The sequence below is a fragment of the Bradyrhizobium shewense genome (genome assembly GCF_900094605.1).
In the GTDB taxonomy this organism is placed as follows: Bacteria; Pseudomonadota; Alphaproteobacteria; order Rhizobiales; family Xanthobacteraceae; genus Bradyrhizobium; species Bradyrhizobium shewense.
The window spans coordinates 262,072-281,132 of sequence record NZ_FMAI01000005.1; the positions used below are offsets into that span (position 1 = coordinate 262,072).

A 19,061-nucleotide genomic window follows, 5' to 3' on the forward strand; every position below is an offset into this window, starting at 1 on the left:
TCTTCCCAACGACATGGCCATAGCGTGCATCGATGGCATCAGCCTGGAAATATCGATCGCTCTCGTCGACGAGCTCGAGGTCGGCGATTGCGTCCTTGTCCATGTCGGCTATGCACTGGCTAAGATCGATCCGATGGAAGCCAAGCGCACGCTGGAGCTGCTGCAGGAGCTAGGCGGCGCAGGGGAACGCCGATCATGAAATATGCCGACGAATTTCGCGACAAGGCCATCGCGCAGGGAATTGCGCGTGCGATTGGCGCCGAGGTCAGTTCGCAAAGAGCCTATCGGTTCATGGAATTCTGCGGCGGGCACACTCATGCGATCGCCCGCTACGGCCTGGAGGATCTGCTGCCCGCGAACGTTCGCATGATCCACGGGCCCGGTTGTCCCGTCTGCGTTCTCCCCGCCAGTCGAATCGATATGGCGATACGGCTTGTCGACCGACCAGAGGTCACTCTGTGCGTCTACGGCGACCTGATGCGCGCGCCTGGGTCGCAAGGACAGTCCCTATTGCGAGCTAAAGCGCTCGGCGCCGACATTCGGATGGTCTACTCGACGCTCGACGCTATCCGGCTCGCCGAACAGGCGCCGAGCCGCGAGGTGGTCTTCTTTGCCATCGGATTTGAGACCACGACGCCCCCGACGGCGGTGATGATCCGAATTGCCGAGAAGAAGCGGCTGAAGGGCCTCAGCGTGTTCTGCAACCACGTGCTTACACCCTCTGCGATGCACAGCATTCTCGAGAACCCCAAAATCCGCGACACCGGCGGGGTTCCAATTGACGGCTTCATCGGGCCTGCACATGTCAGCACCATTATCGGTACGCAGCCTTACGAGCCCCTGGCAGAACAATTTGGCAAGCCGATCGTGATCGCGGGATTTGAACCGCTCGATGTGATGCAGGCGATCCTGATGCTAGTGCGGCAGGTGAACGAAGATCGCTACGAGGTGGAGAACCAATACAGTCGTGCGGTGACGCGTGACGGCAATCGGCGCGCCAAGGACGAGGTATCGCAGATGTTCGAACTGCGCGAGCAGTTTGAATGGCGTGGGCTCGGACTCGTACCCAACAGCGGACTGAAGCTGAAACGGGCCTACGCGCAATTCGACGCTGAGACGCGTTTTGCGATCCACGACCTGCGTGTCGCAGACAATCCGGCGTGCGAGTGCTGCGCGATCCTGCGTGGCGCCAAGCGGCCGGTCGAGTGTAAGCTGTTTGGAACCGTCTGCACGCCGGAAACTCCCATAGGGTCCTGCATGGTATCATCGGAAGGCGCTTGTGCGGCGTATTGGACCTATGGCCGAGTTCGCGATGAACCGGTGAGGCACACGTCATGAGCGTAAAGGGCTATCAACGCAAGCTCGATGTCGAGAACGGACGCGTTGATCTTTCCCACGGATCCGGGGGCCGTGCCATGGCGCAGCTGATCTCCGGCCTTTTTCACCAAGCCTTTGGTAATGAATGGCTCGCCCGCTGCAATGATCAGTCGGCGTTTGACGTTGCGGCAGGCAGGATGGTGATGACGACGGACGGCTATGTGGTCTCGCCGCTGTTCTTTCCCGGCGGCAATATCGGGTCACTGGCTGTGCACGGCACGATCAATGATGTCGCGATGTCCGGCGCGCGTCCCCTCTATCTGTCGGCCAGTTTTATCATCGAGGAGGGCTTCCCGTTTTCTGATCTGAAGGCGATCGCCGATTCCATGGGCGCGGCAGCGCGCAGTGCCGGCGTTTACATCATTGCCGGAGACACCAAGGTCGTCGAGCGCGGCAAGGCGGATGGTCTGTTCATCTCTACGACCGGGATCGGGATTGTGGCCGATGGGCTCGATCTCTCCGCCGACAAGGCAAGGGTCGGGGACCGTGTGCTGGTCTCCGGTAGCCTCGGCGATCATGGGGTGGCGGTCATGTCAAAGCGCCAGAACGTCGCTTTTCAAACCGAGGTCGTCTCGGATTCCGTAGCGTTGCACAACCTCGTAGCGGTCATGGTTGCCGCCGGCGGTAGCGGCATCCGGGTCATGCGCGACCCCACGCGCGGTGGGCTTGCCGCGACCCTCAACGAGATTGCGCATCAATCCGAGCTCGGGTTCCGTCTGCAGGAAGCATCCATTCCGGTGAAGCCGGCGGTTGCGGCTACGTGCGAACTCCTTGGACTCGATCCAATCCATGTCGCCAACGAAGGCAAGCTCGTTGCGATCGTCGCGCCTGATTTGGCCGATGCCGTGCTTGCAGCCATGAAGGCGCACCCGCTCGGGGCCGACGCAGCTGATATTGGCGAAGCGGTGGCTGACAATCGGAAATTTGTCCAGATGGCGACCGGTTTCGGCGGTCGACGAATCGTCGACTGGTTGTGGGCCGAACAATTGCCTCGGATCTGTTGACACGCTGCGTATCGTCCAGCTTTTGGGAACCAAGTTTATGATCAATGGTCATGAGCCATCACCCATCACTCATTAGCTCTGGAAACGATCCCTTCTATGGGCGATCAGCCCAACCGGCAGACTGCGACTTCGCTCTTTGGGCGTGCTGAATTTCGGTTGTTGGCTTTTCCACGAGCCGAGAACGCAATTCGAAACGATTCGTCGCCACCGCGCACTTTCGACGGTTAAGCTCAGCGAGCATGGTCACACGATCCGCTCGGCACCCGTGGGTTTGAAATCCTGCGAAGCTTGTCAAATATCGTTGAATTTCTGCGCCATTTTAACGGCTGCGTCGCAATATCGCTGCTCGCTTCCGATTAGAAAGGCGCTCCAGGCAGGGAGTTTTCAGATGAAGGTCGGAGTCCCCAAGGAAATCAAGGCACACGAATATCGCGTGGGCCTTACCCCGGGAGCTGTCCGCGAATACGTGGCAGCGGGCCACCGCGTGATGATCGAGACCAATGCCGGCGCTGGCATTGGTGCAACCGATGACGATTATCGCATTGTTGGCGGAACGATTCTAACTTCCGCAGCTGAGGTCTTCGCATCGAGCGAGATGATCGTAAAGGTTAAGGAACCTCAGCCGTCCGAGTGGTGTCAGCTGCGGGAAAATCAGATCCTGTTCACTTATTTGCATCTGGCCCCCGACCCGGATCAGGCCAAGGGCCTCCTGAAATCTGGATGCACTGCGATCGCCTACGAGACCGTAACTGATGCGCATGGTGGTCTTCCGCTGCTGGCGCCGATGAGCGAGGTCGCGGGTAGGCTTGCGATCGAAGCGGCGGGCAGCGCCCTGAAGCGGAGTGCAGGCGGACGAGGGCTGTTGATCGGTGGGGTGCCCGGTGTTCAGCCTGCCCGAATCGTGGTGATCGGAGGTGGCGTTGTTGGTACGCACGCGGCACGCATGGCGGTTGGTCTGGGCGCAGAGGTGACCATCATCGACCGTTCGATACTCCGGCTCCGCGAGTTGGACGAGCTATTCGAAGGACGCGCTCGCACCAGGTTTTCGACTATCGACTCTGTGGAGGAAGAGGTATTTGCGGCGGATGTGGTGATTGGTGCGGTGCTCGTTCCAGGTGCGAGCGCGCCGAAGCTAGTCCGCCGGAGCATGCTGAGCTCGATGCGCAAGAGGGCGGTGCTCGTGGACGTCGCTATCGATCAGGGCGGCTGCTTTGAGACATCGCACCCAACCACTCACGATGATCCTACTTACGAAGTGGATGGCATCATTCATTATTGCGTGGCCAATATGCCCGGGGCCGTGCCGCTGACCTCGAGCCAGGCACTGAATAACGCGACGCTGCCGTTTGGTTTGGCTCTGGCCAACAAGGGCTTTTCCGCCGTGCTCGACAATCCGCATTTGCGCGCAGGCCTCAACGTCCATCGGGGCCGGCTAACTTACGAAGCGGTCGCCGAAAGCCTCGGGCTGCCCTTCTCACCGATCGAACAGGCTGCGGCCTGATCCCAGAGGCCCTCATGGGCGTTTCCTCCCTGACTTAAGCCACCCTTCGGGGTGGCTTTTTTTCGGCTCCATCGATCTGCTAACCGGCGCCGGCATTTACTTCGACCGTGGAGCGAAGCGGAGGATCACCAGACGAAGGCTTGGCTTCAGTCCCCGCACGATGCGAGACAATGTACTTTCGGTCCATACAGCGCATATGAATGCCGGTCTTGCCAGGTAATCCAACGCAATTGAGAATGCGTCTGCGGGTCCGCTGGGGACCTCGCGACCACCGGAGCGACTTTGTCTGGCCCGATCGCCGCGATTCTGACTGGCTGTGGAGACGTCAATCCGGCCGGTGACGACTGCGCGGGTTGTTTACCCTGGTACTGTCGCCGAAGCCGCCGCTGTCCCGGTGAGTGGAACCATCAAGATGTGGCCCGGGGTCGACCTGACACACCGGCGGAGAAATTTTTGAGATCGCGCGGCTCATCCATCATCGCCGCGGCACGGCGGCCTTAGCAAGGATCGCAGATCGTTCCCTGAGGCTGGCGAACGCGGTCCACCTGATCGCTGACTGCCGTGAGATCGACCATACGCGAACCACGGCATCGAGCTCAAGCTACTGTCATGCGCGGTGTAGGATTTGCGACACCGTGTCGAGACGGCGACTTGCGTTCTCGAAAATAGCCCAGACAAAATCAAGTCAACTGTCTGGCACAAGACTTGAAAGCAAGAAATTGTCCCGCAACTTTCGCTCATGGAATCGCAGTATGGCCTACAAGATAATCGCATCCCAGTGCACCGTCTGCGGTGCATGTGAGTTCGAATGTCCCAATGCCGCGATCAACTTGAAGAACGACATATATGTGATCAATCCGACCCAGTGTACTCAATGTGAGGGGCACTTTGACGCGCCGCAATGCGCCGTCGTTTGCCCGGTGCCCGATACCTGCGTGCCGGCGTAGGTGGAGTAGCCGATGAGAGGAGCTCCGGCGCGAAATATGATGGAAACGCGATCGACAGCCGCCGCCTTTTGGATCCGTCTTCCGCTTCTCTCACTCGCTGGCCCTGACTCGGCGGCAACTTGCGCGATCCGCTCAGATAGATTGGGGCGGAATCCTCGCCAGCGGGAGGTGTCGTTGCGCGAGTGGAGCGGGCAATGGTAGCTGTACAAGAGACGGTCGAGCGCGTGAAGCGCATCGACGTCGACCAGTATCGTTATGGGTTTGAAACCCTGATCGACTCCGAGAAGGCCCCCAAGGGGCTGTCGGAAGAGATCGTAAAATTCATCTCGCAGAAAAAGAATGAACCCGCCTGGATGCTCCAGTGGCGGCTTGAGGCCTATCGGCGCTGGCTGACCATGACCGAGCCGACCTGGGCGCGCGTCGACTATCCCAAGATCGATTTCCAGGACCTCTATTACTACGCGGCGCCGAAGCCGAAGAAGACGGTCACCTCGCTCGACGAGATCAATCCGGAGATCCTGAAGACCTACGAGAAGCTCGGCATTCCCTTGCGGGAAGTCGCCATGCTCGAAGGCGTCGAGCCGAAGCCCGGGGAGGAAGATCCGGCCCGGCGCAAGATCGCGGTCGACGCGGTCTTCGATTCGGTCTCGGTTGCGACCACGTTCAAGGCGGAGCTGAAGAAGGCCGGCGTGATCTTCATGCCGATCTCGGAGGCGATCCGCGAGCATCCCGAGCTGGTGCAGAAGTATCTGGGCTCGGTGGTGCCGACCTCGGACAATTTCTACGCGACGCTGAACTCGGCGGTGTTCTCCGACGGCTCGTTCGTCTACGTGCCGCCGGGCGTGCGCTGCCCGATGGAGCTGTCGACCTATTTCCGCATCAACGAGCGCAACACCGGCCAGTTCGAGCGCACGCTGATCATCGCCGACAAGGGCTCCTACGTCTCCTATCTCGAAGGCTGCACCGCGCCGCAGCGCGACGAGAACCAGCTGCACGCCGCCGTGGTCGAGCTGGTCGCGCATGACGACGCCGAGATCAAATATTCGACGGTGCAGAACTGGTACCCCGGCAATTCGGAAGGCAAGGGCGGCATCTACAATTTCGTCACCAAGCGTGGCGACTGCCGCGGAAACCGTTCGAAGATCTCCTGGACCCAGGTCGAAACCGGTTCGGCGATCACCTGGAAATATCCGAGCTGCATTCTCCGCGGTGACAATTCGAGCGGCGAGTTCTACTCGATCGCGATCTCGAACGGCTTCCAGCAGGTCGATTCGGGCACCAAGATGATCCATCTCGGCAAGAACACGTCGAGCCGGATCATCTCCAAGGGCATCGCGGCCGGCAAGTCGCAGAACACCTATCGCGGCCTTGTCACCGCGCACCGGAAAGCGACCGGCGCGCGCAACTTCACCGCCTGCGACTCGCTGCTGATCGGCGATAAGTGCGGCGCGCACACCGTGCCGTACATCGAGGCCAAGAACTCCTCGGCGACGTTCGAGCACGAAGCGACGACCTCAAAGATCTCCGAGGACGTGCTGTTCTACTGCATCCAGCGCGGTCTTTCGCAGGAGGAGGCCGTCGGCCTCGTCGTCAACGGCTTCGTCAAGCAAGTTCTGCAAAAACTGCCGATGGAGTTCGCAGTGGAGGCGCAGAAGCTAATCTCGATCTCGCTCGACGGATCTGTCGGATAACCAAACATCCCGCGAGCCCCCTTGAATGCGGCTCGCCAGATGACATTTCAGGGATCAGATCAGAATGGCGCTACTCGAAATCCGACATTTGCATGTTGGTGTCGAAGACCGCGAAGTTCTTCGCGGCCTCGATCTTAACGTCAATGCGGGTGAGGTGCACGCGATCATGGGGCCGAACGGCTCCGGCAAGTCGACGCTCTCGCATGTTATCGCCGGCAAGCCCGGTTATGAGATCACCCGCGGACAAATCCTGTTCAGGGGCGAGAACCTGTTGCGGATGGAGCCAAATGAACGCGCCGCCAAGGGCGTGTTCCTGGCATTCCAGTATCCGGTCGAGATCCCCGGCGTGACCACCATGAACTTCCTGCGGGCGGCGCTGAATGCCCAGCGCAAGGCGCGCGGCCAACAGGAATTCTCCACCCCCGAATTTCTGAAAAGAGTCCGCCAGGTGGCCGGTTCGCTCAACATTCCGCAGGACATGCTCAAGCGCGGCGTCAATGTCGGCTTCTCCGGCGGCGAGAAGAAGCGCAACGAGATTTTGCAGATGGCGTTGGTCGAGCCGAGTCTGTGCATCCTTGACGAGATCGATTCCGGCCTCGACATCGACGCGCTGCGTATCGTCGCCAGCGGCATCAACGCCTTGCGTGCGCCGGAACGAGCGATGATCATAATCACGCACTATCGGCGGCTTCTCGACCATATCGTGCCGGACGTTGTGCACGTGATGTCGAAAGGGCGGATCATGAAGAGCGGCGGCAAGGAACTCGCGCTGGAGCTCGAGGCTTCCGGCTACGCACAATTCGAACACGCGGCCTGACGGCTCTAGGGATTCCCCGATGAAGCAGGTTTTTCCCAAAGCCGACGCCGAACGCGCAATTGGCAATGTTTTCGCTGCGGCGCGTGGACGACTGCCCGGTGCAGGCCCTGTGGCCAAAATCCGGGCAAGGGCATTCGAAGTCTACGAGCGTACCGGCCTCCCGCATCGGCGCATGGAGGATTGGAAATACACTGATCTGCGCGCCCTGATCGGCGAGGTGCTGCCGCTCGCTCCGCGACCTGATGCGGAGGCGCTGGTGCGCGCAAAGGTGTCGGCCGAGCAAGTGTCTGGCGATCAGGCGGTCAAACTGGTTTTGGTGGATGGCATATTCGCGCCGGAACTATCCGATCTCGGCAGGCTGGAAAATGAAGTTGTTGTGCGGTCGCTGCGAGAGGTTCTGGAGAATTCGGCCACTGGGGCCATGGCCGGTCTGGTGCTGTCGACGACGAGCGATCCGGCGATCTCGCTCAACGCTGCAATGGCGACAGATGGCCTGGTGATTACGGTCGCCGATGGCAATGCGGTGAAGTGTCCAATTCAAATCGTTCACGTCGCAACCGGACTGTCGGTGTCCACCTTTACACGCTCCTATCTGCAGCTCGGTAAAGGAGCGCATGCGGCCATCGTGGAAACCTTCGTCCCGGCTGGAGGCGCGAGCGGCTATCAAGCCAACGATGCGATAATCGTCTTGGTTGGTGACGAGGCGAGCCTTTCGCATATCCGCGTGGCAGCCGATGCCTCTGACGCCGTGAACATCTCGTCGGCGATCATCGCAGTTGGCGCCAGGGCTAAGCTCGACCTCTTCAGCATGACTTGCAGCGGCTCCATCAGCCGCTATCAGGGATTCATCACGCTGGCCGGCGAGGGAACCAAGCTCTCGGCAAATGGGGTTAATCTCATCAGGGACAAGCTGCACGCCGACACAACGATCGTGGTCGACCACGCCGTGCCACATTGCACCAGTCGGGAGAAGTTCCGCGCGGTCGTCGACGATTGCGGGCGCTCGGTGTTTCAGGGCCGAATCGTCGTTCGTCCCGCCGCCCGGAAGACGGACGCCACCCTGACAACGCGAGCGTTGCTGCTATCGGACCAGGCCGAGGCTGACAATAAGCCCGAACTTGAAATCTTGGCTGACGACGTGACCTGCGGCCACGGAGCGACATCGGGTGCGCTGGACGACACTCTCGTATTCTATCTGCGCGCTCGGGGGCTATCCGAGACGGATGCGCAGAGCTTGCTGATTAAAGCGTTCCTTGGCGAGTTGATTGAGGAGATCACTTCCGAGAATCTACGCGATTTTGTGACAGCGCAAGCTGAACACTGGCTGCAGGCGGGCCGATGAGCGCACATTCCGCTGTGAGCACTGGTAGTTACGAGGTCAACCGTCTGCGTACGGACTTTCCTGCGCTCGCCATGACGGTGTACGGCAAACCGCTTGTTTACCTCGATAACGCTGCATCCGCGCAAAAGCCCAACGCGGTGCTTGACCGTATGATGCAGGTGTACTCCAGCGAATACGCCAACGTTCATCGCGGCTTGCACTACCTCGCTAACGCGGCGACCGAGGCCTATGAAGGCGCCCGTATCAAGGTGGCGCAGTTTGTGAACGCGCATTCAAACGAAGAGATCATCTTCACCCGGGGCGCCACGGAGGCAATCAATCTGGTGTCCCAGACTTTTGGCCGTGAACGCATTAGCCCGGGCGATGAGATCGTTCTCTCGATTATGGAACACCACTCCAACATTGTGCCATGGCACCTTCTCAGGGAACGACTCGGTGCAGTGATCAAATGGGCGCCAGTGGATGATGACGGAAACTTTTTACTCGATGATTTTGAGCGACTGCTGACCCCGCGCACCAAGATGGTTGCAATCACGCAAATGTCGAACGTGCTCGGCACGGTGTTGCCGGTGAAAGACGTGGTGAGGATCGCGCATGCTCGTGGTATCCCGGTGCTGGTCGACGGGTCGCAAGGATGCGTCCATCTGAGCGTCGACGTCTGCGACATTGATTGCGATTTCTACGTCATGACGGGCCACAAACTTTATGGTCCGACTGGGATCGGTGTGCTTTACGGCAAGTCTGAGCATCTGGCATCGATGCCGCCCTTCAATGGCGGCGGCGAGATGATCCGCGAGGTCTCGCGTTCCGGCGTGATTTACGGTGATCCGCCACACCGGTTCGAAGCGGGTACGCCGCCGATCGTCGAGGCCATCGGCTTAGGCGCGGCTATCGATTACATCAATTCAATAGGCAAGGTGCACATCCGCAGGCACGAGAGCGTACTGCTCGCTTACGCGCAGGAGAGGCTGGCGGACATCAACTTCGTGCGCATGATCGGGTGCCCTGCCGAGAAGGGGCCGATCATTTCCTTTGATATGAAGGGTGCGCATGCGCATGATATTTCCACCGTCGCCGACCGCGCCGGGGTAGCGATGCGGGCGGGGGCCCACTGTGCGATGCCGCTACTCAAGCGCTTCGGCGTGCTGGCGACGTGCCGTGTGTCTTTCGGACTTTACAATACACGTGAAGAGATTGATGTGCTCGTGCGTGCGCTTATCAAGGCGCGGCAGCTGTTCTCGTGATTCGGAGAGCCTACGACGTCCAGGTGGCGAAGTAGTCGCATTGAGGTCTGGAGGATCAGGTCATGCACCTCATCCTCATCGCGGTAGGTAAGCACCTGTAAGTCTCAGCAAGCATAGAAGGATTGGCAAGCCTGTATCGGCCAGCCGGCCTTGCAGCCGGTCTTCCTTGTACGGCCGCCTTCGGCAAGCGCGATCGCAGAGTACTGCGATCGCGGACACGCTCGAGAATTGGGCAGCAATTCGCGCATAGCCAGCCGTTGTTCCATTTCGAACAGCCCCAAACCAAGAGTTCTCTGCCCAAAGCGTAATGTCGGGTTCGCAACAACGCCCCTGTCACCGCACGAGGCGCGCTAAACGATTTCGATTGCTGTGTTTTTTGTGCTCACGAGACACTGGCATGCTGGTTGCAAAAGTTCTGGTCAAGAAGCCGACCTCGCAACAGCTAACCTTAGAAGGACATCAGATGAGTCTCGCCACGACCCAGAGCATCGCAGAAATCAGGGCTCGCAACAAAGAGCTGATCGAGGAGGTGCTGAAGGTCTATCCGGAGAAAACCGCGAAACGGCGTGCCAAGCACCTCAACGTTCACCAAGCCGGCAAGTCAGATTGCGGGGTGAAGTCCAACATCAAATCCATACCTGGTGTGATGACGATCAGAGGCTGCGCCTATGCAGGGTCAAAGGGGGTGGTCTGGGGACCGATCAAGGACATGGTCCATATCAGCCATGGCCCGGTCGGCTGCGGTCAGTATTCGTGGGGCTCCCGACGCAATTATTACGTTGGCACGACGGGCATCGATAGCTTCGTGACCCTGCAGTTCACCTCCGACTTCCAGGAAAAGGATATCGTATTCGGTGGCGACAAAAAGCTGGTCAAAATTCTTGACGAAATCCAGGAGCTGTTTCCGCTCAACAACGGCATCACGATCCAATCGGAATGCCCGATCGGATTGATCGGTGACGACATCGAGGCCGTCTCGAGAGCGAAATCCAAGGAATATGGCGGCAAGACGATCGTGCCGGTCCGTTGCGAGGGCTTTCGGGGCGTGTCGCAGTCACTAGGCCATCACATTGCAAATGACGCGGTGCGCGATTGGATTTTCGACCAGCTCGAGTCCGATGGCAAACCAAAGTTTGAGCTGACGCCATACGATGTTGCGATCATCGGAGACTACAATATCGGCGGCGACGCCTGGTCATCACGAATTCTCCTAGAGGAGATGGGCTTGCGGGTGATCGCGCAGTGGTCCGGCGACGGTTCACTGGCTGAGCTCGAGGCAACACCGAAGGCAAAGCTCAACATTCTGCATTGCTACCGTTCCATGAACTACATCTCACGCCACATGGAAGAGAAGTTCGGTATCCCCTGGTGCGAGTACAACTTCTTCGGACCCTCAAAGATCGCAGAGTCGCTGCGCAAGATTGCGGGCTATTTCGACGACAAGATCAAGGAAGGCGCCGAGCGCGTGATTGAAAAGTACCAACCGCTGGTGAACGCTGTGATCGCAAAATATCGCCCGCGCCTCGAGGGCAAGACGGTGATGCTGTACGTCGGCGGGCTCCGTCCGCGTCATGTGATTGGTGCATACGAGGACCTCGGGATGGAAGTCATTGGTACCGGATACGAGTTCGGTCACAACGACGACTATCAGCGCACAGCTCAGCACTACGTAAAGGACAGCACGCTCATCTACGATGATGTCAATGGCTATGAGTTCGAGCGCTTCGTCGAAAAGCTCCAGCCTGACCTCGTCGGCTCGGGCATCAAGGAAAAATACATTTTTCAAAAGATGGGTGTGCCGTTCCGGCAGATGCACTCCTGGGACTATTCGGGCCCATATCACGGCTATGACGGCTTTGCGATCTTTGCGCGCGACATGGATCTAGCCATCAACTCGCCGGTCTGGAAGAAAACGAAGGCCCCCTGGAAGGAAGCTTCGAGAGCCAAGCTTCTGGCTGCAGAATAAACCAACTCATCTCGCTCTGTTGGAAAGCCGGGGCGACACCAATCTCGATAGTGAAGGATTTCAACAATGGCGCAGAGTGCCGAACACGTGCTCGATCATCTCGAACTGTTCCGCGGTCCAGAATACCAGCAGATGCTGGCCAAGAAGAAGATATTCGAGAATCCTCGCGATCCCGCCGAGGTCGAACGCATCAAGGAATGGACGAAGACGGCCGAATATCGCGAAAAGAACTTTGCGCGGGAGGCGCTAGCGGTAAATCCGGCCAAGGCATGCCAGCCGCTTGGCGCCGTATTCGCCTCTGTCGGCTTTGAGGGCACGCTGCCCTTCGTCCACGGCTCGCAAGGCTGCGTGGCTTATTACCGCAGCCATCTGTCGCGGCACTTTAAGGAGCCGTCTTCCTGCGTCTCTTCGTCGATGACGGAAGACGCCGCCGTATTCGGCGGCCTGAACAACATGATCGACGGGCTCGCAAACAGCTACAACATGTACAAGCCCAAGATGATTGCGGTCTCGACGACCTGCATGGCCGAGGTGATCGGCGATGACCTCAACGCCTTCATCAAAACGTCGAAAGAAAAAGGCTCGGTTCCGGCGGACTTCGACGTGCCATTCGCCCACACGCCGGCGTTCGTCGGCAGCCACGTCACCGGTTATGACAATGCGCTCAAGGGCATTCTGGAGCATTTTTGGGACGGTAAGGCCGGAACAGCGCCGAAGCTGGTGCGCAAGCAGAACGGGGCGATCAACATCATTGGTGGGTTCGACGGCTATACCGTCGGAAACCTTCGCGAGATCAAGCGCATCTTGGCGTTGATGGGCATCCAGCACACGATTCTCGCGGATAATTCTGAAGTCTTCGATACTCCGACCGACGGCGAATTCCGGATGTATGACGGAGGCACGACGCTGGAAGATGCGGCCAACGCGGTTCACGCCAAGGCGACAATCTCCATGCAGCAGTGGTGCACCGAAAAAACGCTGCCATTCGTCGCTCAGCATGGGCAGGACGTCGTATCCTTCAATTACCCGGTGGGCTTATCCGCAACAGATGACCTTATCGTGGCGCTGTCACGCATCAGCGGCAAGGAGATTCCCGATCAACTCGCGCGAGAACGAGGCCGCCTGGTCGACGCCATCGCTGACTCCAGCGCGCATATCCATGGCAAGAAGTTCGCGATCTATGGCGATCCGGATCTTTGCTATGGGTTGGCTGCGTTTCTGCTCGAACTCGGCGCCGAACCGACCCATGTGCTGTCCACGAACGGCAACAAGGCATGGCACGAGAAAATGCAGGTGCTGCTTGCAAGCTCGCCATTTGGGCAGGGCTGCCAAGCCTATCCGGGCCGAGACCTCTGGCACATGCGCTCACTCCTGTTCACCGAGCCAGTCGATTTTCTGATTGGCAACACCTATGGCAAGTATCTGGAGCGCGATACTGGAACGCCACTGATCCGCATCGGCTTTCCGATTTTTGATCGGCATCACCATCACCGCTCCCCTCTATGGGGCTATCAGGGCGGCCTGAATGTGCTGGTGAAGATCCTGGACAAGATCTTCGATGAGATCGACAACAAGACAAACGTTCTTGGCAAAACTGACTACAGCTTCGACATCATTCGTTGATGAGCGACCGTGCGCCTGCCATCGCCCAAGCACTCGACGATGGCACAAGCACACGACGGTCGACCATGCAATTGCTTTGCGCTGAGAGGAAAAGGGATGAGTTCACTAGCGGCCAGGGTCCAGGATGTTTTCGACGAGCCGGGCTGCGCCAAGAACGGCAGTAAGTCGGAGGCTGAACGCAAGAACGGCTGCACCAAACAACTGCAGCCAGGTAGCGCTGCCGGCGGCTGTGCTTTCGATGGCGCCAAGGTTGCGCTGCAGCCGTTCACCGATGTCGCTCACTTGGTGCATGGTCCGATCGCTTGCGAAGGTAATTCCTGGGACAATCGCGGCGCGGCGTCGTCAGGCTCGAGTCTGTGGCGTACCTCGTTCACAACTGATTTGAGCGAAACCGATATTGTATTCGGAGGAGAGAAGCGGCTGTGCAAAGCGATCAAGGAGATCATCGACAAGTGCGACCCACCCGCCATCTTCGTCTATCAAACCTGCATCCCGGCGATGATCGGCGACGACATCAACGCAGTCTGTAAGGCAGCATCTCAAAGGTTCGCAAAGCCGGTGATCCCGATCAATTCCCCGGGCTTCGTCGGCTCGAAGAACCTCGGTAACAAGCTCGCCGGCGAGGCGTTGCTCGACTATGTGATCGGGACGCAAGAGCCAGACTACACCACCCCATACGATGTCAACCTAATCGGGGAATACAACCTTTCGGGAGAGCTTTGGCAAGTGAAGCCATTGCTAGATGAGCTTGGAGTACGGATTCTCTCCTGCATCTCCGGCGATGGCAAGTATCGCGAAGTCGCTTCATCTCATCGCGCGCGGGCGGCGATGTTGGTGTGCTCAAAGTCCATGATCAACGTCGCACGCAAGATGGAGCAACGCTACGGGATCCCGTTCTTCGAGGGATCGTTCTACGGTATTCAAGATTCGAGCGAATCGCTGCGTCAGCTTGCCCGCTTATTGGTTGAACGCGGCGCGCCGACAGATCTGCTCGAACGCACTGAAGCGGTGATCGCGCGCGAGGAAGCGTGGGCCTGGGCTGCGATAAAGCCGTACAAGCCACGATTCGAAGGCAAGAAGGCTTTGTTGATTACCGGCGGGGTCAAGTCATGGTCGGTCGTTGCGGCACTCCAGGAAGCCGGGCTTGAGTTAATCGGAACCAGCGTCAAGAAATCAACCAGGAAAGACAAGGAGCGCATCAAGGATCTCATGGGGCATGATGCCCACATGATCGAGGACATGACGCCGCGCGAAATGTACAAGATGTTGAAGGAGGCAAAAGCGGATATCATGCTATCGGGCGGCAAGTCGCAGTTCGTCGCCCTGAAAGCGGCGATGCCCTGGCTCGATATCAACCAGGAGCGTTGTCACGCGTATATGGGCTATGTTGGAATGGTCAAGCTGGTGGAGGAGATCGATAAGTCGCTCTCCAGTCCGATGTGGGAGCAGCTACGTCGACCGGCACCATGGCAGGCATTGCCCAAGGCGATGGAGCAGATGCAATCGCCGGTGGCCGCGATCGCCTGCGATCCGGCGCTCGCCGAAACCGCGCGCCGCGCGAGGAAGATCTGCGTGTGTAACACGGTCGATCTGGGCACGATTGAGGATGCAATATACGCGCACGACCTGAGGAGCGTCGCAGCGGTGAGAGAGCATACCAATGCGGTCGGTGGCTGCTGCCAAAGACGCATCGAAGGTATCTTGGTGTCCGAGCCATCTGCCATGCGACAGGCCGGAGAATAGGGAGGCGTCATGGCCATCGTCACGGCGCCGGCGAAAGCCTGCGTTGTCAACCCGCTGAAGATGAGTCAGCCGATCGGCGGCGCATTCGCCTTCATGGGGCTGCGCGGGGCGATGCCGCTTCTGCACGGCTCCCAGGGATGCACATCCTTCGGGCTCACGCTCTTCGTCCGGCATTTCAAAGAGGCCGTACCGCTGCAGACCACCGCAATGAGCGAGGTCGCGACCGTACTCGGCGGTTATGAGAATCTCGAGCAGGCGATACTGAACATCTCCAACCGTGCCAAGCCAAAGATCATCGGAATCTGCTCGACCGGTGTCACCGAGACCAACGGCGACGATGTGGATGCCTACCTCAAGCTAATCCGGAGCAAGCATCCGCAACTCGCAAAGTTGCCACTGGTGTATGTCTCGACGCCTGATTTTAAGGGCGCGTTCCAGGACGGCTGGGAGAAGGCTGTGGCCCGCATTGTGGAGGTGCTGGTGGAAGGGCCCAGCGCCAATGGTCTGCGGGACCCATCGAAAGTTAATGTTCTGCCGGGATGTCACCTCACGCCCGGCGATCTTGATGAACTCCGCGTCATAGTGGAGGATTTCGGCTTGTGCCCGTCCTTCCTGCCTGACCTGGCGGGATCACTCGATGGGCATATCCCCGATGAGTTTACGCCAACGACCATCGGCGGCATCGGCGTCGACGAAATTGCGAGCATGGGCCGCGCCGGATGGACGATTGCCATCGGGGCGCAGATGCAGCGTGCGGCAGAGGTCATGCAGGTCAAGACCGGCGTGCCTTTTCGCGTCTTTGAGCGGCTGTGCGGTCTCTGTCCGAACGACGAATTCATGACCTTCTTGAGCGAGATCAGCGGCCGCCCCATACCCTTGAAATATCGGCGCCAGCGCAGTCAGCTCGCCGATGCAATGCTGGACGCGCACTTCCATATTGGCGGTCGCAAAGTTGCTATCGGCGCTGAGCCAGACCGTCTGTTCGATCTGTCCGGCATGCTGCACGACATGGGCGCGCAGGTGACAGCGGCCGTGACGACCACTCAGTCGGAGGTGATCGAGCGGATCAAGACCAAGGAGGTACTCATTGGCGATCTTGAGGATCTGGAAGGGCTTGCCAAAACACACCGTTGCGACCTCTTGATCACGCATTCGCATGGCAGGCAAGCGGCGGCTCGGCTGAAACTGCCGTTCTATCGTACGGGTTTTCCGATGTTCGATCGACTTGGTGCGGGACACCAACTATCCGTGGGCTATCGTGGTACCCGCAATCTGATCTTCGAAATCACGAACCTCGTGATCGCGCACCGCGAGGAAAACGACCAGCCTACACCCGATAGATGGCGGACTGCGGCGGGACTGCCACGTTGCTCGGGCTATCGCAGCTCCACCGGCGCGGCTGGGGGGGCGATTGGATGAAGGTCGCGTTTGCCACTCAGGACCTGAGACGAGTCGATGCCCATTTTGGTTGGGCAAAGAATATCGCAATCTACGATGTCGCGCCTGGCGGGCACGTGTTTCTCAAAGCGATTGAGTTTGAGGGCGACCTTAAGGAAGACGGCAACGACGATAAGCTGGCGCCGAAGATCGAGGCGATCAAGGATTGCGCAATTCTTTACGTCGCCGCCATTGGCGGTGCCGGGGCTGCGCGAGTGGTTGCCAACAAGATCCATCCGATCAAAGTGAACAAGCCAGAAAACATTCTGGTGTTGCTCGAAAAACTCGAGCGCGTACTGAAGGGCACGCCACCTCCCTGGCTACGCAAGGTTATGGCAAAAGACCAACGGCGAACGTTCGAGTTCGACGAATGAGGTGATATGACGGCAAAAATGGAGCAGCAGGGCAGCGCGGTCAATGCGCCATTCCTCATCGAATTGGTCAAGATTTGGCGTGCTCAGGATGCCAACGGAGCTTGGGACGGCAAGAGCGATCTTGATCTGCTCGAACCCTATATCCTGGACGAGAAGAAACGGCGCGCAATGCCGATTATCGGTGATCCCGATCCCGATACACTGTGGCGGCTTGAGCTGTTCTTCCATGCGATCGCGCTGTCGATCGAGAGGGAGACCGGCGTTATGATTCAGCCGATTCTGAAGCTGCATCATGAAGGCTTCGGGCGGGTAGTGCTCATCGCAGGCCGGCTGATCGCCGTGAACAAGCAGCTGCGCGACGTCCATCGCTTCGGATTCGATAATTTCGTCAATCTGGCTCAGGAGGGGGATAAATATGTCAGCGACGGAATTGACCTGATTCGGAAATTCCCAGACGTGGCGAACTATTGAGGATACTCACTCATGGGCGATCGTGAAACACTGAAGGCCGAGCTAAGGAAAGTATCCGCCAAGGCGACGCAAGCCAAGATGGATTTGCACGACCTTTCGGAAGAATTACCCATCAACTGGACCTCGATCATGGTGGTGGCGCAGAAGGCGTACGATGCCTATGCCGAACTTGAGCGGAAGGGCCTCGACTTGAAGGCGCTTGAAAAGAGTTAAAGGGGCAATGCATGTCGTTTCAAACATGTGACGGACGCGACTGGACGCCACAATACCTGATCTCGATCGATGCCAAGAAGTGCATCGGCTGTGGCCGCTGTTTCAAGGTGTGCGGCCGAGTTGTCATGATGTTGAAAGGAATCAGCGAGGATGGCGAATTTGTCGACCTCGATGACGATGACGATGAGATCGAAAAGAAGATTATGGTTCTGAATGATCAAGGCGCCTGCATTGGCTGTGGTGCATGCGCCAGGGTTTGCCCGGCCAACTGCCAGACTCACACTTCAGCCGTACCTGAAGCGGCGTGAGCGAACACGCTCGTCGTTTCGCGGCTGGCGAGATATAGGTGAGGAAAGGTTGCAATTGTGATCAGGTGAACTCATGGTGAGGACGGCGCGCCAGGAGGATTTCGGTTAAACATCGATAGCAAGATCGGGCGAGCTAAAGCGCAGGCATCGCCCGGTGATGGTTGGGCGTCGGCTATGTTACCGATACAATAGCCGTTGCTCACAAACCACTCGTCTCCAAGGTCCGTCTATTCGTAGAAGGCGAGCCGCGCCTCCCGCAGCGCTAAGTAGATCGAAGTGCCTGTCATGATGGAGTCCGAAGAGCATAGTTCAAGGCAGGCAGCCACTACGTCGGGCGATTTGATCCGAGGGGATGCTATGCATGTCTGCTTGCGATCAGGAGAAGCTTACTTGTCCGCCGCGCCGCCGATCGTGGACAATGATGTCTGCCTAGATGGTCGATTTCTATAAAGAACGTGACGTGCAGGGAACGTCTTGGTCTTTTTGCGCACGCCCGGTGGCGGACGACATTTCGCTGCCCAGTACACAGTCGTTGCAATAGAGCACGTGGGGGTGGGACATCGAGAGCACATCGCAAATCAAAACACGGAAGAGTTGGCACGCAGGTCTCTAATTGCCTTTGCGCGGGTACCTGGTCGGGCCGGGTACCCATCTGCTGATGGGAACCTGCGTGTCATTATCATTAGACGTCGGTCTCTTTGACGGATCAGTAGCCGACGATCTTACGTGCGATTCTACCCACGGATCGCGGCTTGTCGCAGCGACTATCTGTAACTCGCGCGCAGAGTGCGTCGGGTAGTCAAGCCGAAGTGCGCAGAGTGCTTTGGTCAGGTTGTGGTCAGCTAGGAATTGTATCCTAGCCGGCAGAGCTTGCACGGCACGAGCTCAATTGCGTGCAATTTTGCCGATAGGAGAGCGCTCTCATGTATGGCAGAAGCGTTGGCTCATCCAGCCAGTTCACAACCGGTAACCAACCTGACGATTCGTCAGAAGCGGGAGATAG

17 protein-coding genes are annotated in these 19,061 nt (G+C 58.5%); all 17 read left to right on the forward strand.

Annotation, left to right across the window (positions count from 1 at the left end):
• Positions 1-13: 13 nt before the first annotated feature.
• Complete coding sequence (locus GA0061098_RS12240; RefSeq protein WP_347337523.1) at positions 14-199, forward strand: HypC/HybG/HupF family hydrogenase formation chaperone; 186 nt, start codon at positions 14-16, stop codon at positions 197-199.
• Complete coding sequence (gene hypD / locus GA0061098_RS12245; RefSeq protein ID WP_091956549.1) at positions 196-1,338, forward strand: hydrogenase formation protein HypD; 1,143 nt, start codon at positions 196-198, stop codon at positions 1,336-1,338. Before GA0061098_RS12240 ends, hypD begins: the two co-directional genes overlap by 4 nt.
• Positions 1,335-2,381 carry a hydrogenase expression/formation protein HypE gene (gene hypE, locus GA0061098_RS12250; RefSeq protein ID WP_091956550.1) on the forward strand — a complete coding sequence of 349 codons (1,047 nt, stop codon included), beginning with the start codon at positions 1,335-1,337 and terminating at the stop codon, positions 2,379-2,381. The genes hypD and hypE overlap by 4 nt, the downstream gene beginning before the upstream one ends.
• 388 nt (positions 2,382-2,769) lie before the next feature.
• Entirely contained in the window at positions 2,770-3,882 is a 1,113-nt protein-coding gene (gene ald / locus GA0061098_RS12255; RefSeq protein WP_091956551.1) for an alanine dehydrogenase, read from the forward strand.
• 752 nt (positions 3,883-4,634) lie between these two features.
• Positions 4,635-4,829 (forward strand): 4Fe-4S binding protein, encoded by a 195-nt coding sequence (locus tag GA0061098_RS12260; RefSeq protein ID WP_091956552.1) that lies wholly within the window; start codon positions 4,635-4,637, stop codon positions 4,827-4,829.
• Between the two features lie 194 nt (positions 4,830-5,023).
• Complete coding sequence (gene sufB / locus GA0061098_RS12265; protein WP_091956553.1) at positions 5,024-6,520, forward strand: Fe-S cluster assembly protein SufB; 1,497 nt, start codon at positions 5,024-5,026, stop codon at positions 6,518-6,520.
• 64 nt (positions 6,521-6,584) lie between these two features.
• Positions 6,585-7,337 (forward strand): Fe-S cluster assembly ATPase SufC, encoded by a 753-nt coding sequence (gene sufC / locus GA0061098_RS12270; protein WP_091956554.1) that lies wholly within the window; start codon positions 6,585-6,587, stop codon positions 7,335-7,337.
• 19 nt (positions 7,338-7,356) lie between these two features.
• Entirely contained in the window at positions 7,357-8,679 is a 1,323-nt protein-coding gene (gene sufD / locus GA0061098_RS12275) for a Fe-S cluster assembly protein SufD (RefSeq protein ID WP_091956555.1), read from the forward strand.
• Entirely contained in the window at positions 8,676-9,923 is a 1,248-nt protein-coding gene (locus GA0061098_RS12280; protein ID WP_091956556.1) for a cysteine desulfurase, read from the forward strand. The genes sufD and GA0061098_RS12280 overlap by 4 nt, the downstream gene beginning before the upstream one ends.
• A gap of 463 nt (positions 9,924-10,386) precedes the next feature.
• Positions 10,387-11,889 carry a nitrogenase molybdenum-iron protein alpha chain gene (gene nifD, locus GA0061098_RS12285; protein WP_091956648.1) on the forward strand — a complete coding sequence of 501 codons (1,503 nt, stop codon included), beginning with the start codon at positions 10,387-10,389 and terminating at the stop codon, positions 11,887-11,889.
• A gap of 66 nt (positions 11,890-11,955) precedes the next feature.
• Positions 11,956-13,512 (forward strand): nitrogenase molybdenum-iron protein subunit beta, encoded by a 1,557-nt coding sequence (nifK, locus tag GA0061098_RS12290; protein WP_091956557.1) that lies wholly within the window; start codon positions 11,956-11,958, stop codon positions 13,510-13,512.
• 96 nt (positions 13,513-13,608) lie between these two features.
• The gene (gene nifE, locus GA0061098_RS12295; protein ID WP_091956558.1) at positions 13,609-15,255 is read left to right on the forward strand and encodes a nitrogenase iron-molybdenum cofactor biosynthesis protein NifE; all 1,647 of its coding nucleotides are present in this window, start codon (positions 13,609-13,611) and stop codon (positions 15,253-15,255) included.
• Between the two features lie 9 nt (positions 15,256-15,264).
• Positions 15,265-16,674 carry a nitrogenase iron-molybdenum cofactor biosynthesis protein NifN gene (gene nifN, locus GA0061098_RS12300; RefSeq protein WP_091956559.1) on the forward strand — a complete coding sequence of 470 codons (1,410 nt, stop codon included), beginning with the start codon at positions 15,265-15,267 and terminating at the stop codon, positions 16,672-16,674.
• A complete protein-coding gene (nifX, locus tag GA0061098_RS12305; RefSeq protein WP_091956560.1) occupies positions 16,671-17,066 on the forward strand; it encodes a nitrogen fixation protein NifX in 396 nt (131 codons plus the stop codon). The genes nifN and nifX overlap by 4 nt, the downstream gene beginning before the upstream one ends.
• Positions 17,067-17,072: 6 nt before the next feature.
• Positions 17,073-17,537 carry a NifX-associated nitrogen fixation protein gene (locus GA0061098_RS12310; RefSeq protein ID WP_091956561.1) on the forward strand — a complete coding sequence of 155 codons (465 nt, stop codon included), beginning with the start codon at positions 17,073-17,075 and terminating at the stop codon, positions 17,535-17,537.
• A 12-nt stretch (positions 17,538-17,549) separates the two neighbouring features.
• Positions 17,550-17,750, forward strand: coding sequence for a CCE_0567 family metalloprotein (locus GA0061098_RS12315; RefSeq protein WP_091956562.1), 201 nt, complete (start codon positions 17,550-17,552; stop codon positions 17,748-17,750).
• Between the two features lie 11 nt (positions 17,751-17,761).
• Positions 17,762-18,058, forward strand: coding sequence for a ferredoxin III, nif-specific (gene fdxB / locus GA0061098_RS12320; RefSeq protein ID WP_091956563.1), 297 nt, complete (start codon positions 17,762-17,764; stop codon positions 18,056-18,058).
• Positions 18,059-19,061: the final 1,003 nt, after the last annotated feature.

Bases quoted from the DNA above. Each gene is read 5' to 3' on its own strand.
- GA0061098_RS12240 (WP_347337523.1), top strand. From the start codon at position 14: ATGGCCATAGCGTGCATCGATGGCATCAGCCTGGAAATATCGATCGCT.
- hypD (WP_091956549.1), top strand. From the start codon at position 196: ATGAAATATGCCGACGAATTTCGCGACAAGGCCATCGCGCAGGGAATT.
- hypE (WP_091956550.1), top strand. From the start codon at position 1,335: ATGAGCGTAAAGGGCTATCAACGCAAGCTCGATGTCGAGAACGGACGC.
- ald (WP_091956551.1), top strand. From the start codon at position 2,770: ATGAAGGTCGGAGTCCCCAAGGAAATCAAGGCACACGAATATCGCGTG.
- GA0061098_RS12260 (WP_091956552.1), top strand. From the start codon at position 4,635: ATGGCCTACAAGATAATCGCATCCCAGTGCACCGTCTGCGGTGCATGT.
- sufB (WP_091956553.1), top strand. From the start codon at position 5,024: ATGGTAGCTGTACAAGAGACGGTCGAGCGCGTGAAGCGCATCGACGTC.
- sufC (WP_091956554.1), top strand. From the start codon at position 6,585: ATGGCGCTACTCGAAATCCGACATTTGCATGTTGGTGTCGAAGACCGC.
- sufD (WP_091956555.1), top strand. From the start codon at position 7,357: ATGAAGCAGGTTTTTCCCAAAGCCGACGCCGAACGCGCAATTGGCAAT.
- GA0061098_RS12280 (WP_091956556.1), top strand. From the start codon at position 8,676: ATGAGCGCACATTCCGCTGTGAGCACTGGTAGTTACGAGGTCAACCGT.
- nifD (WP_091956648.1), top strand. From the start codon at position 10,387: ATGAGTCTCGCCACGACCCAGAGCATCGCAGAAATCAGGGCTCGCAAC.
- nifK (WP_091956557.1), top strand. From the start codon at position 11,956: ATGGCGCAGAGTGCCGAACACGTGCTCGATCATCTCGAACTGTTCCGC.
- nifE (WP_091956558.1), top strand. From the start codon at position 13,609: ATGAGTTCACTAGCGGCCAGGGTCCAGGATGTTTTCGACGAGCCGGGC.
- nifN (WP_091956559.1), top strand. From the start codon at position 15,265: ATGGCCATCGTCACGGCGCCGGCGAAAGCCTGCGTTGTCAACCCGCTG.
- nifX (WP_091956560.1), top strand. From the start codon at position 16,671: ATGAAGGTCGCGTTTGCCACTCAGGACCTGAGACGAGTCGATGCCCAT.
- GA0061098_RS12310 (WP_091956561.1), top strand. From the start codon at position 17,073: ATGACGGCAAAAATGGAGCAGCAGGGCAGCGCGGTCAATGCGCCATTC.
- GA0061098_RS12315 (WP_091956562.1), top strand. From the start codon at position 17,550: ATGGGCGATCGTGAAACACTGAAGGCCGAGCTAAGGAAAGTATCCGCC.
- fdxB (WP_091956563.1), top strand. From the start codon at position 17,762: ATGTCGTTTCAAACATGTGACGGACGCGACTGGACGCCACAATACCTG.